Raw genomic sequence first — 16828 nt, 5'->3', positions numbered from 1 at the left:
TCAGCCGCGCCACGACCGCCGCTCTTCGGCCTGCTTCAGAACGTCGTAGGCCACCTGATAGGCCTGAAACTGCTTGGCTGCGTCTTCGTCGCCCGGCTTTACGTCCGGATGGACCAGCTTGGCCTTGGCGCGCCAAGCTTTCTTGATCGTCTCGAAATCGACATCGGGTTCGAGCTCCAGCAGTTCGAGCGCACGCATCTCGTCTGCAGACCGGGAGCCATCGCCACTGCCCGACCAGCCGTAATGGCTGGCTTCGGCATAGCCGGCGTTCTCGGATTGCTCCTGCTTGGCGCGCGCCGCCGCTTCGGCCTTGTCCAGGCCTTCGAAATAATCCCAGCCCTTATTGTATTCGGCTGCGTGCTTCTCGCAGAAATACCAGCGCTCGTTCGTTCCGACCGCCTTGGGTGCCGGGCAATTGCCGGGCTCGTTGCAATTGTGGCGATCGCAGATGCGCACATTCGTGGCTTCGCGCGAGGCACCGTAATCGCGCCAGCGGGGAAAGCCCCAGTCCATCGATCTCTTTTCGCCAACCATGCGAGGTCATGTAGGCGATCGAACGCGCAAGGAAAAGGCGCGCCCGCCAGGGCGAGCGCGCCTCCCGTCCGGTTGTTCCGGATCAACTGCGAATGGAATGCTTCCGATCAGTCAATCGTTACCGTCACCGCGCGGCGATTCTGTGCCCAGGCCGCTTCGTTCGAGCCAAGCGCCTTGGGGCGTTCCTTGCCGTAGCTCACGGTGGTGATCCGACCCGGCTGCACCCCGAGCCCAACGAGGTAATTCTTCGCGGCATTGGCACGGCGTTCGCCCAGAGCGAGGTTGTAATCGCGCGTGCCGCGTTCGTCGGTGTGGCCTTCGATGGTGATCCGCTTGTTCGGATAGCGCATCAGCCATTGGACCTGTGTCTGCAAGCGAGCGGCAGCCTCGCTATCGATATTGTAGCGATCGGTATCGAAATAGACCGTGTCCTGGCCGCGCGTGAAATTCACGAAATCGCGCTGGCTGCCGGGGACGATCTCGTCCGAAATGCCCGATCCGGCATTGTCCTGCTGGCCCGAGCCGGTGCTCGTATCGACCGGCTGCGGCGGAAGGTCTTCGGGCGCTTTCTTCGAGCAGCCCGCAACGGCAACTGCCATGGCGAGCGGGGCGACGTATTTCCAATTGGCCATCGTGCTTCTCCTGTAACGGACGTGAAAGGGAGGCGACCCCTCGAACTCATTTCATCAACGTGTCAGTCGCGGATCGGTCCCCATGCGGGGTCGGACCCGTCGACAGGCGTGGTCAGGCGGCGTTCGTTGCGCCCTGTAAGGTCCACCTGCCAAATCGAGGTATCGCCCGAATTGCGCTGGGTCCGGAAGAACTGGATGATCCGACCGTTCGGGGCCCAGGTCGGCGCTTCGTCCTGCCAATTGTTCGTCAGATGCTTCATGTTCTTGCCCGACGGGCTCATGATCGCGACGCGGAAATTGCCCGAAATGTGCGTGAAAGCAATCTGGTCGCCACGCGGGCTCCACTCGGGTGTCGCCGCGCGTCCGCCAAAGAAGGTGATCCGGCGCTGGTTCGATCCGTCGGCATCCATCACATAGATCTGCTGCGAACCGGACCGGTCGCTTTCGAACACGATCTGGCTGCCATCGGGCGAGAACGAGCCGCCGACGTCGATGCCCGGCGTGGTGGTCAGACGCTCGCTCTGGCCGCCATTCGCGGAAACGCGATAGATGTCGGTATTGCCCGCGACAGCCATCGAATAGAGGACCCACCTGCCATCAGGCGACCAGCGCGGGGCGAACGTCGGGTTCTCGCTCCGGGCGATCAGCTTCTGCGTGCCGCTGGCGAGATCATAGACGTATATCCGCGGATTACCGTCGAGATAGGAGAGGTAAAGGATCTTCTTGTAGTCGGGCGAATATCGCGGGCTCAACGCGGTCGCGTTGCCGCTGGTCAGGAAACGGTGGTTGGCCCCATCCGAATCCATGATCGCGAGCTGCTTGCGGCGGTTATCCTTGGGACCGGTTTCGGCGATGTAGGCGATCCGGCTGTCGAAGAACGGGCTTTCCCCGGTCAGGCGCGAAAACACCATGTCCGCACATTTATGCGCCGCACGGCGCCAATCCGACGGCGGCAGACGCCAGCCCGCCTTGTCGACCGGCTGCTTGAGCAGCACATCGTAGAGATAGCAGCCGACGGTGAGGCTATCGTCGCTATTCTTGCGGACATAACCCTGCACCAGCATCTCGGCGCTGCGTCCGCTCCAGGTCGCATAGACCGGATCGGTCACGTCGCCGAAGTCCGGCTGCGGCAGCGCATCAGGACCGGTCGGTTTGAACAGACCATTGTTCTGCAGGTCGGCAGTGATTACCCGCGCCAGTTCCCGCCCCAATGCAGAGGTGCCGCGATCATTGGCGGCGGTCGAAACATCGGCATTAGTCGCGAAGCCGGGAATGGCGATCGACAGGTCCTGCCACTCGCTTTCGTCGGTCACAGCACCCGAAAGGCCTTGCGGCGCTTCCTGAGCGGTCGCGATCGGCTCTTCGTCGATCGCAGGCGACTGCTGCGCGACCGCAGGAACCGCAAATAGCGCAAAGGTGGCGGACAGCAGGACGGCAGAAAATTTCATCACAGTCTCCGGTCGAAACGGAAATCCGACACGCGCTTCCACGCGTCGTAATATTCTTCGGGAAGGTTGAACGGCGCGGCAAGTCGGACGGCGCGGATGGCCTGCTCCGCATGTCGTCCTGCCTGCGCGCGATTGGAATCGGTGATCCCGAGCTGGCGGACCACACGCGGCGTGCCGCTAAGCGACCCGTCCCGGTTGAGGTCCCAGGCAAGGATCGTCACGAGTTGGTCGGCATCGGCGCCCTGCGGCGCACTCCAATGCGGTTTGAGCTGGCGCGAGATCGAGCCTGCGAGGGAATTGCGCACTCTTGGCCCGATTTCCGCAGCAGGCGTCCCGGAATTGGAGCTGTCCTTCGTGGCACCACCGCCTCCCAAGAAGTCCTTGCCGATCTCGCCGCGCGATTCGGCGCGTTTGGGAGGCGAGCTGCGCTCCTTGCGCGGGGTTTCGGTCCGCTTGGGAGTGGCGCGCGGTTCGCTGCGGGTCTTGGGGCGCACCACCGGATCCGCACGGGGTTGCGATCGAGGCTGGGCGATCGGTTCGGACGGCGTCTCAGGCGCGACTTCGTCCGGTGTATCCTCGACCAGTTTTCCGCCAGCGGGCGGCGCTGCGTCGGGCACAGGCATCGGTGCGGTGGAAGTAAGGCCGACATCGTCGGTTAGCGACACCGTGATCCGTTCGGGCGGCTGCACGATCGCGTCGCCGACGGGCTTCCACAGCAGCACTGCGACCAACGCAAGATGGAGCACCACCGCGAGCGGCAGCGCGTATTTCTCCTCCGTGGCAAGGCTTCTGGTGGCCATTACCATGGCGCTACGGAAGCTCGGATGAACTGTTGTTGACCAGCGAGATCGCGGTGAAACCGGCTCGGTTGAGCTCGCCCATCACCGCCATGACCCGCCCATAGTCCAGGCTGCGATCGGCGCGCAGCGTCACCGGAGGCGGCGTGCCGCCGGCGGCACCGATCGCCTGAACGAGCCGGTCGGGCAGTTCTCCGGGCGCAAGTTCGCTATTGTCGAAATAGAGCCGGCCGTCGCGCGTCATCGAGATTTCGAGCTGATCCGCTTCCTGGCTCAACGCCTTGGCGCGGCTGTCGGGCAAATCGAGCGGAACGCCAGAATTGAGCAGCGGTGCCGTGACCATGAAGATGATCAGCAGCACCAGCATCACGTCCACGAACGGCGTGACGTTGATCTCCGCCATCGGGGCGCGCATCCGGCGCTTGCCGCCCGATTTGTGAAGCCCCATCGCCATCAGCCGCGCGTTTCCAGTTGGCGGGAAAGGCTCATGTTGAAGCGTTCGGCAAACCGCTGGAGCCGCGCTTCATAGCCGTTCACGCTCTGCGTCAGGCGATTGTAGGCAACCACGGCGGGGATTGCGGCGAACAGGCCGATGGCGGTCGCGAACAGCGCTTCGGAAATGCCGGGTGCCACAACCGCGAGCGAGGAATTCTGCTGCGCCCCGATCTGGAAGAACGAGTTCATGATCCCCCAAACGGTGCCGAACAGTCCGACGAACGGCGCCACCGAGCCGACCGTGGCGAGGAAGCCCAACCGCTTGGCCAGAGTGTCCGCTTCCTCGGCAACCTGCATGTCCATCGCCATGCGCAACCGTTCGCGCGTCCCTTCGCGATCGATTTTCGGCGCCTTGATCGAGCGGCGCCATTCCTTGAGCCCCGCCCCCGCCACGCGCGCGGCCGGAATGTCGCGATCGGCGACGCTCTTTTGCAGCTGGTCAAGGTTCTCCGCGTCCCAGAACTGCGTCTCGTAGATGGCGCCCTGCTTTTTGAGCCGCCCGAACTTCATCGCGAAGGAAATCACGATCATCCATGTCCACACGCTGGCCAGCAGCAGGCCGATCATCACGATCTGCACGACGATATCGGCATGCAGGAACAGCTCGATTGGATCGAGCCGGTTGGGTGCGGCGGCGGCGGCAGCAAGGATCGGAAGGTTGGTCATTGATCGCTTTCGTCGAGAATGGTCTTGAACGCCTCACGCCAGGCTTCGGGTTGGCGGCGAGGTCTTCCGTCGGGAGCCACGAAGCCCACCCGCAGATCGGCATCGGCCAGCATCGTATCGTCGCGCCAGGCCTCCTGGTGCATCCGGCAACTCGCCGCTTTCAACTCGGTGCAGCGGGTCTTGATCGTCACCGCATCGTCGAGCTTGGCCGGGCGCAGATAGCGCAGCTGCATGTCGGCGACGGCATAGGCGCCCTCGCCCGCTTCGTTGGCGGCGCGCTGATCGATCCCGAGCAGGCGCAGGATATCGGACCGAGCGCGCTCGAACCAGCGCAGGTAATTGGCGTGATAGACCACCCCGGAAAGATCGGTATCCTCGAAATAGGCGCGCACCGGGAACAGGTGCAGCGTACCCTCGAAGACGCCGGACGGAGGTGTAGGAGCGTTGGTCATCGTTCTGCGCGCCTTAGACGGGCTTTCCTGAACGGGGAACCACGGCTTGCGACGAACAGAATCCAGCGCTCGACGAAAGGAGCGATGGCGCCGTTGCGGAGACGCTCCTTCAGGAGGCCACCATCCGGCCGAGCGGACGCCCTGCGAACACATGCACGTGCAGATGCGGCACTTCCTGCCCGCCATCGGTGCCGATATTGGCCAGCAGGCGATAGCCCGGCTCGACCAGACCTGCCTCGCGCGCAACCTTGCCGATGGCGCGGACGAACCCGGCGATCTCTTCGGCACTCGCCTTGGCCGAGAAGTCGTCCCAGCTGACATAGCGGCCCTTTGGGATCACCAGCACATGGGTCGGTGCCTGCGGTGCGATATCGTTGAATGCGAATGCCCATTCGTCTTCATAGACCTTGTCCGACGGGATCTCGCCGCGCAGGATCTTGGCGAAGACATTGTCGTCGTCGTAATCTTGGGTGGCGTCGATCGGCATCGGCTGTCTCCTGCTGGCACTCGACGATGGTCTTACGCCATGCGCCCGGCGAGGCAACCGGGGAAGATCGCGCTTTCGGCTTGACCGCACCACTCGGCCCCGCCAATCGTCACCGCATGACCGAGACCCCGCCCGATAGCCTGATCCCCTATGACGAGATCGTGCAGGAAGCGCTGCGCGCCGTCGTCGGCCGCGTGCTTGGCGAAATCGAACAGACCGGCGGCACGCTGCCTGGCGAGCACCATTTCTACATCACGTTCAAGACAGCCGCTCCGGGGGTCGACATTCCGGCCGACCTCAAGGCCCGCTTCCCCGACGAGATGACGATCGTGCTCCAGCACAAGTTCTGGGATCTGCGCGTCACCGATAGCGGCTTCTCCGTCGGGCTGAGCTTCAACGGCATCGGTTCGACCCTGTCGATCCCCTTCGCCGCGATCACAGCCTTCGTCGATCCGGCGGTCGATTTCGGGCTTCAGTTCCAGGCCGTGGGCGAAGAAGATTTCGCTCCCGAGCATGATGACGCCGAAAACGACGAAGCCGGTGCCGCTGCGGAACAGGGCGACGGCCCCACCGTTGAGAAGGACGAAGGCTCGAACGTCGTCACGGTGGATTTCGGTCGCCGCAATTAGTTTCGAGCCCATGTAAACGGGGCACGACATGGCGAAAGTCAATAAGCAGAAGAAAGTCGCGAGCGATATCGCTGGCAAGAAGGTCGCCAAGGCCGGCCGCAAGCTCAACGGCGAGGACGACAATGACGTCTGGGGACCCAGCACCAATCCGGCGACCAATCTGATCGTTCAGGACCTGATCCTGCGCGCAGCCGGGCGACTGACCCGCACCTCGCTCGAAAAGGGACTCCTACGGCGCCGCTATGGCGGACAACACGCCAAGCAGATCATCGAAAACCGCAGCATGGTGCAGACCCTACTCGCCTTCGGCGCGACCAAGTTTGCAACCCGCTCGATCCCCGGTGCGATCCTCGTGGGTAGCGCGGTCATCGGAAAGACGATTTTCGATCGTTCGCGCAGCAAGCGACAATCGCGCCGCGAAGGCGACCGGCAATTGACCGAACAATCCAAGGACTGACCATCGGCCATGGGGGTTGATTTGCGCCCGCGCTCCGGTGCAAGTGCGGCCATGGCTTCCCACGATACCACATTGCAGCGCCGCGGACTGATGTTCATCCTTTCCTCGCCCTCGGGCGCGGGCAAGACGACGATCGCGCGTATGCTGCTCGATCGCGACGGGCATATCGGCATGTCCGTCTCGGTCACCACCCGTCCGATGCGTCCCGGCGAAGTCAACGGGAAGGACTACCACTTCGTCACCGATGCCGAATTCGACCAGATGATCGAAGAAGACGACTTCTACGAGTGGGCGCACGTTTTCGACCATCGTTACGGTACGCCGAAGGGCAAGATCCGGAACGCGCTGAAGGAAGGGAAAGATTTCCTCTTCGATATCGATTGGCAGGGCACCCAGCAGCTCTATCAGAAGGACCAGCAGGACGTGGTCCGTGTGTTCATCCTGCCCCCGAGCCTGGGCGAGTTGCACAATCGCCTGCGCGGTCGCGGAACCGACAGCGAGGAAGTGATATCCGGACGGATGGATCGCGCCCGGGCCGAGATCAGCCACTGGGACGGCTATGATTACGTCGTGATCAACGACGATGTCGAGGAATGCTACACCAAGGTCCGCGAGATTCTCGATGCCGAACGCATGAAGCGCCAGCGCCAGACCGGGCTCATTGGCTTCGTGCGTGGATTGATGTCGCCCGACGGAGAGCCGCAGAGCTCCTGAAACCGGGCGCGACGGTTGGGCTTTACGGCCTCCCGGCCCTTGCGACATCCACTTTGCAGGCGATGATCTTACCTTTTCTTTCGGCGCTGGCGAAATCGCGATGCGATGTCGGCGCGACGACCATGAACAGGGTTTTCCCGTCCGCGCCGCCAAGCATGCAGGCATAGCAATTGAGCTCGCCGGTCTCGACAACCTCGAGCACCTCGCCGCCTTGCGCATAGCGCACGCATTCTGGCGCAAGAGGGTTCGCGATCCAGATTGCGCCTTCAGCGTCTAGGCAGATGCCGTCGGGAAGGCGCGGATCGGTGCTGGCCCATTCGCGGCGGTTGGAAAGATGGCCGTCAGCTTCGATATCGAACGCGGTCAGTTTGCCCGCCAGTGTCTCTCCGACGATAAAGGTCTTGCCGTCGGGCGTAATCACCGGGCCGTTGGGGAAGAAGAGCTTCTCTTCGCCTGCCGCCAGCGAAACGGTACCGTCGGGCTGGATCAGTGCGAGCGACGTGGTCTCGCCATTCTCGCGCACCCAGTCGGGGCCTTTGTCGAGCAGCACCGCATCGAGGTCGAAGCCGAAATTGCCAACATAGGCCCGGCCCTCGCCGTCCACGACCATGTCGTTGCACCAGAACCCGGCGATATCGGACAGATCGGCATGTCGTTCGAGCCTGCCGTCGGGCCAGCGCCGCCAGACCTGCTGCCGCACCATAGAGACCACCAGCAGCGACCCGTCGGGCATCCAGCCGAGGCCGGAGGGCTGGTCGTCGAATTCGAGTTCGACACGGATATCTCCGCCCGCTTCACTCACCGAACACACGCGATGGGCGTAGAAATCGGAGAACCACAGCCGCCCGTCATGCCAGCGCGGGCCTTCCCCGAAATAGAGCCCTTCGGCGACGGTGCGAAGCTCGCTGGCCATCGGTTTACTCTCCCGACGGATCGACGAAATTGCCCGCCCCGATATTGGCATTGACCACGCCGCCATCAATCGGGATCGTGGTGCCGACCACGTAATCGCCTGCGCGGCTGAGCAGATAAATCGCGCCGCCAGCCATATCCTCGGTCACGCCGACGCGGTGCGACGGGATCCCGCGCTCCACCTTATCGGCATTGTCGCGCGCGGCCCGGTTCATGTCGCTGGGGAAAGCGCCCGGCCCGATGCCGTTGACGACGATGCCGTGCTGGATCAGCTCGGCCGCCATCCGCCGCGTAAGATGGATGAGGCCCGCCTTCGACGCCTGGTAGGGATAGGTTGGCCAGGGGTTGGATTTCATCCCGTCGATGCTCGCGATCATCAGCACCTTTGCCGGACGTTCGGCGCTCGCCGCCGCCTTGAGCAGCGGGAGCAGTTTCTGGGTGAGGAAGAACGGCGTCTTCAGGTTGAGGTCCATGGTCTTGGCCCAGCCCGCCTCGCTGAAATCCTCGAACGGTTCACCCCATGCGGCACCGGCATTGTTGACCAGCAGGTCGAGCCGATCCTCGCGCGAAGAAAGCTCGTCGGCCAGCGCCTGGATGCCGTCCATCTGGCTGAGGTCGCCGACCAGGCCGATCACCTTGTCGCCCAGTTCGGCGCTGGTCGCGTCGACCTGCTCCTTTTTGCGAGCCACGATGTAGACCTTCTCCGCACCCGCGGCGAGCAGGCCTTCGACGATCATCTTGCCGATCCCGCGGCTACCGCCGGTGACGAGCGCGATGCGTCCTTCGAGGCTGAAGAGTTTGCTGAAATCCATCATAATTGCTCCTGCTCCCCTCCCGCTTGCGGGAGGGGCAGCGAGACTTGGGCTTGCCCCGCAAGTCCTAGTCGCAGCGGGGTGGGCCCATGGCACGGACGCACTTGTCCATGCCCACCCCCGCCCCCTCCCGCATGCGGGAGGGGAGACTTAATCAATATCCGCTCAAGCGCGCCACGCGATCGGCGTGGAAATAATGATCGCCGAGAAATTCGTGCAGCGCACGGTCGCGTTTCATGAACAGGCCGATATCGTATTCGTCGGTCATTCCGATGCCACCGTGCATCTGCACGCCCTCCTGCACGGCGAGGCGCGCAACCTTGCCGACCTTGGCCTTGGCGACCGACACGATGAGGTCTGCCTTCTCGGCATCCTCGTCGAGCATCTGGGCCGCCTTGATCGCGGTGGCTCGTGCAATCTCGAGTTCCGAGTAGACATGGGCGGCGCGATGCTGGAGCGCCTGGAATTCGCCGATGAGCTTGCCGAACTGCTTGCGCTGCTTGAGGTATTCGGTGGTCATGTCGAACGCCCCGCCGGCCACGCCGACGCCTTCGGATGCCGCGCCCGCGCGGCCCGCGGAGAGCATTTTGTTGAGGACCGCACGTCCGCCATCGACGTCACCGATCACGGCATCGCCATCAAGTTCGACACCGTCGAAAGTGATGTGGCTCGCCATCGAGCTGTCGACCAGGCGAACCGGGTCCTGCGTCATGTTCGCCGCATCCCTGGGTACGGCGAACAAAGTGATGCCATCGTCATCGGCATCGCCGCCCGAGGTGCGTGCGGCCACCACCAGCATGTCGGCACTCGCGCCCTGCACGACGAACGTTTTCGCGCCGGTCAGCTTGAACCCGTTGCCCGATTTCTCTGCGCGGGTCTTGATCGACTGCGGATTGTGCTTGGGCCCCTCGTCCACGGCGACCGCGAACACGCTCTTGCCTTCCACGAGGCCAGGCAGCCAGCGCCCCTTGAGGTCGTCCGACGCGGCGTCCAGTGCCGAAGCCGCCATCACCGAACTGGTGAGGAAGGGCGACGGGGTGAGGTTGCGGCCGATTTGTTCGAGCACGATGCCGGCTTCGGCATGACCCATGCCGAGCCCACCATGATCTTCATCGACCATCATGCCGGTGAAGCCCATTTCGGCGAACTGTTCCCACAGGCCGTGGCCGAAACCGTCCTTGCAACCCTTGTCCCGCCAATGGCGAAGCTGCTTTTCGATTCCGCCCTGTTCGGCCATGAATTCGCTCGCCGTATCGGCAAGCATCTGCTGATCTTCGTCTAGATAAAGAGGCATTGTTCTGGTTCTTCCTCAGGCGCCGGGGAGTTCGAGAATGCGTTTGGCGATCACGTTCAGCATCACTTCGCTGGTGCCGCCTTCGATCGAGTTGGCCTTGGTCCGCAGCCAGGAACGTGCGGGAGTTCCGCCACTGGTTTCCTCGCTCTCCCATTCGAGCGCGCGGCTGCCGCCGGCCGACATCATCAATTCGTGACGCTGCTTGTTCAGCTCGGTCCCGGCGTATTTCATCATGTTCGGTTGCGCGGGATGTCCCTTGCCGACCTTGAGCTCGTCGAGAAATTTCTCGCCCATGCAGCCGAAGGCGAGCGCATCGATATCGTATTCGGCAAGCGCCGCGCGCAGCACCGGATTGTCGATTCCGTTGCGGGCCAGCTTGGGTCCGAGCGAGCCGGAACGTTCCTTGTTGCCGGCGCCGGAAATCATTTCGCGCTCATGGCCGAGCAGATACTTGGCCACATCCCAGCCGCGATTGATCTCGCCGACATAGGCGGGAATGCCCTCGCCGTAGCTTTTCGGCACCTTCACGTCGTCCATGAAGGTTTCGCAGAACGGGCTGTTGCCGCTGATCAACTTGATCGGCTTGGTCGACACACCGTCATTGGTCATGTCGAAAAGCATGAAGGTGATGCCGCGATACTTGTCGTTCTTGTCGGTGCGGACGAGGCAGAAGATCCAGTCGGCCTCGTCGGCGTAGGAGGTCCAGATCTTCTGGCCGTTGACGATCCAGTGATCGCCCTTGTCCTCGCCAAAGGTCTGCATCGAGACGAGATCGGACCCGCTACCCGGCTCCGAATAGCCCTGGCACCAGCGGATTTCGCCGCGCGCGATCTCGTTGAGGAAATGCTGCTTCTGGCCTTCGGTGCCGAAATGCAGCAGCGCCGGGCCGAGCATCCAGATGCCGAAGCTCGAGAGCGGCGGGCGGGCATTGATCCGCGCCATTTCCTGGCGAAGCACCTTTGCTTCGGCGGGAGACAGGCCCGCGCCGCCATATTCCTTCGGCCAGTCCGGCACTGTGTAGCCCTTTTCGCGACAGGCTTCGAACCAGGCTTTCTGCGCCTCGTTCTTGAATTCGGCGTTGCGGCCGCCCCAATATACGTCGCCCTCGCCGTCCACCGGCTGACGCATTTCTTCGGGGCAACTCGCTTCGAGCCATTCACGCGTTTCGGCGCGGAAGGCGTCCAGGTCCTGGGCCATGTTCACTCCTCTCACTCGCCGCGGGGGCGCGGCATTTAACCGCGCGTTTAAGAGCATCGCGGCGAGTCTCGCAAGCCGTGAATTTCCGCTTTCTTCGGGAATGCGGCTTCCCGTGCCGCGTCCGCGGCGCGGCGACGATTGACGCGCGACGGGGATCGCCTACGGTCCAGCCCGCACCGTTGGAGAGGATGGCGCCACATCGCAGACCCTGCACCTTTCACGCATGAAAGCGGCGCGCCCACGCCGCGCAAGCTGGCCTTGTGGCTGAAGCTCGCGCACGGTTCGGGCGCGATCGCGTTCGGGATCAAGGATGGCGGATTCAGCTTCTTCCTGCTGATCTTCTACAATCAGGTGCTGGGGATGGAGGCATCGACGGTCAGCTACGCGCTGCTGATTGCGTTGCTCGTCGATGCGTTTTGCGATCCGATCATCGGCAACCTTTCGGACCGCACCTATACGCGTTGGGGCCGGCGCCTCCCGTGGCTCTATGTCGCGCCGATCCCATTGGCGATCGCCTGGACGCTGCTGTGGACCCCGCCGGGCGGAGGAGCGCCAAGCTTCTGGGGCCTCGTCGGCATGGCGGTATCGGTCCGCCTGCTACTGTCGTGCTGCGAAGTCCCGCAACTCGCGCTGGTGCCCGAACTGACCGGCGATTACGACGAACGCACCACGCTGTTTCGCTGGCGCTTTCTGTTCGGATGGCTCGGCGGCCTTCTGATGATGGTGCTCGCCTACACGGTGTTCATGCCCGGCGCCGACGGCCTGCTGCGGCCAGATGGCTATGCAGCCTACGGAATCGCAGGCGCATTGCTGATGGCGCTAGCGGTGATGGGCAGCGCGGCAGGCCAGCACCGCGAAGTGGCGCGACTGCCCGCGGTCAAACCGCCGCCATTCACGGCGCGCAACATGTTCGGCGAGATCGTCGAAGCGTTTTCCGAACGCGCTTTCCTGATCTGGAGCGTCGGCGCGATGGCGGCCTACGTCGCACAAGGCATGACCTTCTCGATCGCGAACTACCTCAACCTGTTCGTGTGGGAATTCGGCAGACCAGCCCTGACCGCCTACCCCGCGATCCTGTTCTTCAGCGTCGTGCTGATGTTCTTCCTCGTGAGCCCGATGCATCGCCGCTTCGGCAAGCCCAGAAGCGCAGCAATCGCGGTCATATGCTCGGCGGGGATCATGCTTATTCCCTTTGCCCTGTACCTCGTGCGGCTGTGGCCCGAACCGGGCGGCCTCGCCTCGACGCTGTTGTTCTTTGGGTTCCTGCTATGCGCCAACACGATGGGCATCATCGCGATGATCAGCGCCAATTCGATGGTCGCGGAAATCGTCGAGGCGTTCCAGGAACGCACGGGCCGCCGCGCGGAAGGATCGTTCTATGCAGGTAACTGGTTCATCCAAAAATGCGCCACCGGCGGCGGCATCCTGATCACCGGGCAAATCATCTCGCTTTCGGGGCTTTCGACCGACGCCGAGCCCGGCACGATTCCGCAGGCCACACTCGATTCGATGATCCTGCTCTATGGAGGCGGGGCGTTGGCGATGGCGCTTATCGCGGCCTTCTGGCTGCATCGCTTCCCAATCGACCGATCGGCGCACGAAGCTCGCCTGTCTGCGCTCGATTCATTTGTACGGGCCGATCCCGACCATCGGAGCGTCGGCCCCTGAAGATCAATCCGCCGCTCTTTTAACCGCCCGTTTAAATCGACACTTGCGCCGAACGCTCATGGCTTCCAAACACGCGCCAACGGAATCGAACGAGAGGATACATCATGGATTTCCAGCCCACCGAACGGCAGCTCTACTGGCGCGATCGCGTGCGGGACTTCATCGCGAAGAAGGTCCGCCCCGCCGTCCCCACCTATGACGAGCAGGACGCCGAGGGCGATCGCTGGAAGGTGATCCAGGTGGTGCAGGACCTGAAGGCAGAAGCCAAGGAAGCAGGCATCTGGAACCTGTTCATGCCCCCGCGCAATGACAGCCACCACCATGTCGACGAGACCTTCGAATTCGAAGGTCCCGGCCTCACGAATCTCGAATATGCCATGTGCGCCGAGGAGATGGGGCGCATCGGTTTTGCCAGCGAGGTGTTCAACTGCTCGGCACCCGATACCGGGAATATGGAAGTGCTCCACCGCTACGGCACGCGCGAGCAGAAGGACCAATGGCTCGAGCCGCTGATGAACGGCGAAATCCGTTCCGCCTTCCTGATGACCGAGCCCCAAGTCGCCAGTTCGGACGCAACCAATATCGAATGCCGCATCGAGAAGGATGGCGACGAATATGTGATCAACGGCCGCAAATGGTGGTCGTCGGGCGCAGGCGATCCGCGCTGCAAGGTCGCGATCGTGATGGGCAAAACCGATTTCGGTGCGCAGCGTCACCAGCAGCAATCGATGGTGCTGATGCCGATGGATGCCGAAGGCGTCACGATCCTGCGGCACCTGCCGGTGTTCGGCTATGACGATGCGCCGCACGGCCATATGGAAATCGAGCTGAAGGATGTCCGCATCCCGGCATCGAACATGCTGCTGGGCGAAGGTCGCGGCTTCGAGATCGCGCAGGGTCGCCTGGGGCCGGGCCGTATCCACCACTGCATGCGCACGATCGGCGCGGCCGAGGAAGCACTCGAGAAGATGTGCCGCCGCCTGCAAAGCCGCGAAGCGTTCGGCAAGTCGATCTACAAGCATTCGGTGTGGGAAGAACGCGTCGCCCGCGCGCGCATCGATATCGAGATGACCCGCCTCCTCTGCCTGAAAGCGGCCGACATGATGGACAAGGTCGGCAACAAGGCGGCCAAGCAGGAAATCGCGATGATCAAGGTGCAAGCGCCGAACATGGCGCTGAAGATCATCGACGATGCGATCCAGGCCCATGGCGGCGGCGGTGTGTCGGAAGATTACGGTCTCGCCCGCTCCTATGCCGGACAGCGCACGCTGCGCCTCGCCGACGGTCCGGACGAAGTCCACGCCCGTTCGATCGCCCGCATGGAATTCGCCAAGCACACGCCGGACACCGAGGAAGATGGCTTCAGCTCGGGTGACCTGGGCGTGACGCGGTAACCCCGATCCCTCTCGCAAGCGGGAGGGGAGAATTGGAGAAGACATGAAAGCCGCCATTCTCGAACAGCCCGGCACCCCGCTCGAAATCGGCGATGTGCATATCGCCAAGCCGAAAGCGCATGAGGTGCTGATCCGCACCCATGCCTGCGGGTTGTGCCATTCGGACCTGCATTTCATCGACGGGGCCTATCCGCACCCGCTGCCGCTGGTACCGGGTCACGAAGCCGCCGGCGTGGTCAAGGCGGTCGGCAGCGAAGTACGCACGGTGAAGCCTGGCGATCACGTCGTCACCTGTCTCTCCGCCTTTTGCGGCCATTGCGAGTTCTGCGTCACCGGGCGCATGGCGTTGTGCCTCGGCGGTGATACGCGTCGGGCGAAAGGCGATGCTCCGCGTCTTACCCGCGGCGATGGCGAAACCGTCAACCAACTGCTGAACCTGTCGGCCTTTGCCGAACAGATGCTCATCCACGAACATGCCTGCGTCGCGGTTGACAAGGACATGCCTTTGGATCGCGCGTCGGTGCTCGGCTGCGCGGTGACCACGGGTGCCGGTGCGGTTTTCAACGCCTGCGATCTGGTCCCGGGCGAAACCGTTGCGGTCGTCGGCTGCGGCGGCGTTGGTCTCGCGGCGATCAACGCGGCGAAGATCGCCGGCGCGGGCCGGGTGATTGCGCTCGACCCGCTCGAGGAGAAGCGCGAACTGGCCAAGGTCCTCGGCGCGACCGATGCCTACGATCCGACTGCAGACGGCACGGCCAAGGAAATCATCGAACTGACCAAAGGCGGCGTCGACCACGCGATCGAAGCCGTCGGACGTCAAGCGAGCGCCGATATGGCAGTCAAGCTGCTGCGCCGCGGCGGCACTGCAACGATCCTCGGGATGCTGCCGCTCGACTGCAAGGTAGGCCTCGGGGCGATGGACCTGCTCGGTGGCAAGAAACTGCAAGGCGCGATCATGGGCATGAATCGCTTCCCGGTCGATCTGCCGCGGCTCGTCGATTTCTACCTGCGCGGTCTGCTCGATCTCGACACGATCATCGCCGAGCGGATTCCGCTGGAGAAGATCAACGAAGGCTTCGACCTGATGCGCCAGGGCACGAGCGCACGCAGCGTGGTGGTATTCGATCAATGACTCAGATCACGCCCCCCATCGATGCGCAGAACGCCTTCACCGGAACGGTCGAACCGGAAGGTCAGGACGTCCTCGATCTCGATCGCCTCGCCGAATGGATGCGTGCAAACGTCCCGGGTTTCGAAGGACCGCTGAGCCAAGCCAAGTTCAAGGGTGGCCAGTCCAACCCGACCTACAAGCTTTCCTCGCCCTCGGGCGATTACGTGCTGCGGCGCAAGCCGTTCGGCAAATTGCTGCCGAGTGCGCATGCGGTGGACCGTGAATTCCGCGTCCAGTCGGGCCTCGAAAAGGTCGGCTTCCCCGTCGCCCCGCAATACGGGCTGTGCGAGGATGACGACGTCATCGGATCGATGTTCTACGTCATGGGCATGGTCGAGGGGCATTCGATCTGGAACGGAGCGATGCCCGATCATTCGCCGGAGGAACGCCGCGCGCATTATTTCCAGATGACCGATGTGTTGGCACGTCTGCACGCGGTCGATCTCGGCGAAGCGGGTCTCGAAGATTACGGCAAGCCGGGCAATTATTTCGAGCGGCAGATCGGCCGCTGGACCAAGCAGTACCGGATGAGCGAGACCGAAACGCTCGCGCCGATGGAAAACCTGATCGAGTATCTCGCACGCTCGGTGCCCGAACAGACGCGCACCTCGGTGGTGCATGGCGACTATCGGATCGACAACATGATCTGGGCCAAAGGCAAGCCCGAGGTCCTCGCCGTGCTCGACTGGGAGCTGTCGACGCTGGGCGATCCGCTGGCCGATTTCACCTATTTCTGCCTTGCCTGGGTGACCGACAATGGCGGGCGCTCGGGCGTGCTAGATCTCGATCGCGCCGCCCTTGGTATCCCCGAGCTGGACGCGATCGTGGAACGCTATTGCGAGGCGACCGGACGCGACAGCGTGCCCGACATGAACTGGTACTTCGCCTACAATTTCTTCCGCCTCGCCGGAATCATGCAAGGCATCAAGAAACGCGTGATCGACGGCACCGCCTCATCCGCCCATGCCAAGGCGATGAGCGAACGCGTGGGTCCCCTCGCCGAACTGGCATGGGGATTCGCCGAGAAGGCACAAGGCTAAGCCGGAGACCCGCCTGCGCGCGGTTTCGC

19 protein-coding genes are annotated in these 16828 nt (G+C 63.2%); 7 read left to right on the top strand and 12 right to left on the bottom strand.

The features are described from left to right. The 8 genes from GRI68_RS00260 to GRI68_RS00225 all read right to left on the bottom strand — a co-directional run bounded on the left by GRI68_RS00260 (nt 1) and on the right by GRI68_RS00225 (nt 5511). A complete protein-coding gene (locus GRI68_RS00260; RefSeq protein WP_160615154.1) occupies nt 1-534 on the bottom strand; it encodes a J domain-containing protein in 534 nt (177 codons plus the stop codon). Between the two features lie 107 nt (nt 535-641). Continuing rightward, complete coding sequence (pal, locus tag GRI68_RS00255; protein ID WP_160615153.1) at nt 642-1166, bottom strand: peptidoglycan-associated lipoprotein Pal; 525 nt, start codon at nt 1164-1166, stop codon at nt 642-644. 62 nt (nt 1167-1228) lie between these two features. Continuing rightward, a complete protein-coding gene (gene tolB / locus GRI68_RS00250; RefSeq protein WP_160615152.1) occupies nt 1229-2614 on the bottom strand; it encodes a Tol-Pal system beta propeller repeat protein TolB in 1386 nt (461 codons plus the stop codon). Then, nucleotides 2614-3414 (bottom strand): energy transducer TonB, encoded by an 801-nt coding sequence (locus GRI68_RS00245; protein ID WP_160615151.1) that lies wholly within the window; start codon nt 3412-3414, stop codon nt 2614-2616. The genes tolB and GRI68_RS00245 overlap by 1 nt, the downstream gene beginning before the upstream one ends. Before the next feature lie 10 nt (nt 3415-3424). Then, nucleotides 3425-3865, bottom strand: a complete 441-nt coding sequence (locus GRI68_RS00240) for an ExbD/TolR family protein (RefSeq protein WP_160615150.1) — start codon at nt 3863-3865, stop codon at nt 3425-3427. Then, nucleotides 3865-4572, bottom strand: a complete 708-nt coding sequence (tolQ, locus tag GRI68_RS00235) for a protein TolQ (protein ID WP_160615149.1) — start codon at nt 4570-4572, stop codon at nt 3865-3867. The genes GRI68_RS00240 and tolQ overlap by 1 nt, the downstream gene beginning before the upstream one ends. Further along, a complete protein-coding gene (locus tag GRI68_RS00230) occupies nt 4569-5024 on the bottom strand; it encodes a YbgC/FadM family acyl-CoA thioesterase (protein WP_160615148.1) in 456 nt (151 codons plus the stop codon). The genes tolQ and GRI68_RS00230 overlap by 4 nt, the downstream gene beginning before the upstream one ends. Before the next feature lie 109 nt (nt 5025-5133). Then, a complete protein-coding gene (locus GRI68_RS00225) occupies nt 5134-5511 on the bottom strand; it encodes a histidine triad nucleotide-binding protein (protein ID WP_160615147.1) in 378 nt (125 codons plus the stop codon). Between the two features lie 116 nt (nt 5512-5627). Here GRI68_RS00225 and GRI68_RS00220 point away from each other — a divergent pair, with 116 nt between their 5' ends. The 3 genes from GRI68_RS00220 to gmk are packed head-to-tail and all read left to right on the top strand — an operon-like array spanning nt 5628 to nt 7311. Next, nucleotides 5628-6140 (top strand): SspB family protein, encoded by a 513-nt coding sequence (locus GRI68_RS00220; RefSeq protein WP_160615146.1) that lies wholly within the window; start codon nt 5628-5630, stop codon nt 6138-6140. Between the two features lie 28 nt (nt 6141-6168). After that, nucleotides 6169-6597: a hypothetical protein gene (locus GRI68_RS00215; protein WP_160615145.1), complete on the top strand. Its 429-nt coding sequence runs from the start codon at nt 6169-6171 to the stop codon at nt 6595-6597. Nucleotides 6598-6648: 51 nt separating this feature from the next. Further along, nucleotides 6649-7311, top strand: a complete 663-nt coding sequence (gmk, locus tag GRI68_RS00210; protein WP_234028669.1) for a guanylate kinase — start codon at nt 6649-6651, stop codon at nt 7309-7311. Nucleotides 7312-7333: 22 nt separating this feature from the next. On the opposite strand, the gene GRI68_RS00205 is transcribed toward gmk, so the two are convergent. The 4 genes from GRI68_RS00205 to GRI68_RS00190 form a co-directional block, all read right to left on the bottom strand. Then, on the bottom strand, nt 7334-8224 hold the full coding sequence (locus GRI68_RS00205; RefSeq protein WP_160615143.1) for an SMP-30/gluconolactonase/LRE family protein: 891 nt from the start codon (nt 8222-8224) through the stop codon (nt 7334-7336). Between the two features lie 4 nt (nt 8225-8228). Then, nucleotides 8229-9035: an SDR family NAD(P)-dependent oxidoreductase gene (locus tag GRI68_RS00200; RefSeq protein WP_160615142.1), complete on the bottom strand. Its 807-nt coding sequence runs from the start codon at nt 9033-9035 to the stop codon at nt 8229-8231. A 154-nt stretch (nt 9036-9189) separates the two neighbouring features. Then, complete coding sequence (locus tag GRI68_RS00195) at nt 9190-10329, bottom strand: acyl-CoA dehydrogenase family protein (RefSeq protein WP_160615141.1); 1140 nt, start codon at nt 10327-10329, stop codon at nt 9190-9192. A 15-nt stretch (nt 10330-10344) separates the two neighbouring features. Beyond that, nucleotides 10345-11526 (bottom strand): acyl-CoA dehydrogenase family protein, encoded by a 1182-nt coding sequence (locus tag GRI68_RS00190; protein ID WP_160615140.1) that lies wholly within the window; start codon nt 11524-11526, stop codon nt 10345-10347. A gap of 258 nt (nt 11527-11784) precedes the next feature. Here GRI68_RS00190 and GRI68_RS00185 point away from each other — a divergent pair, with 258 nt between their 5' ends. The 4 genes from GRI68_RS00185 to GRI68_RS00170 all read left to right on the top strand — a co-directional run bounded on the left by GRI68_RS00185 (nt 11785) and on the right by GRI68_RS00170 (nt 16799). Continuing rightward, entirely contained in the window at nt 11785-13194 is a 1410-nt protein-coding gene (locus GRI68_RS00185; protein WP_234028668.1) for an MFS transporter, read from the top strand. A gap of 104 nt (nt 13195-13298) precedes the next feature. Continuing rightward, complete coding sequence (locus GRI68_RS00180; RefSeq protein ID WP_160615139.1) at nt 13299-14588, top strand: acyl-CoA dehydrogenase family protein; 1290 nt, start codon at nt 13299-13301, stop codon at nt 14586-14588. 43 nt (nt 14589-14631) lie between these two features. Next, complete coding sequence (locus GRI68_RS00175; RefSeq protein ID WP_160615138.1) at nt 14632-15720, top strand: Zn-dependent alcohol dehydrogenase; 1089 nt, start codon at nt 14632-14634, stop codon at nt 15718-15720. Next, nucleotides 15717-16799, top strand: a complete 1083-nt coding sequence (locus GRI68_RS00170; protein WP_199799678.1) for a phosphotransferase family protein — start codon at nt 15717-15719, stop codon at nt 16797-16799. Before GRI68_RS00175 ends, GRI68_RS00170 begins: the two co-directional genes overlap by 4 nt. The last annotated feature ends 29 nt before the right edge of the window (nt 16800-16828 follow it).

Source organism: Alteriqipengyuania halimionae (assembly GCF_009827575.1).
Classification (GTDB): domain Bacteria; phylum Pseudomonadota; class Alphaproteobacteria; order Sphingomonadales; family Sphingomonadaceae; genus Alteriqipengyuania_A; species Alteriqipengyuania_A halimionae.
Note: the sequence above shows the minus strand (reverse complement) of the source record. Positions and strands in the feature narration are given on the sequence as shown.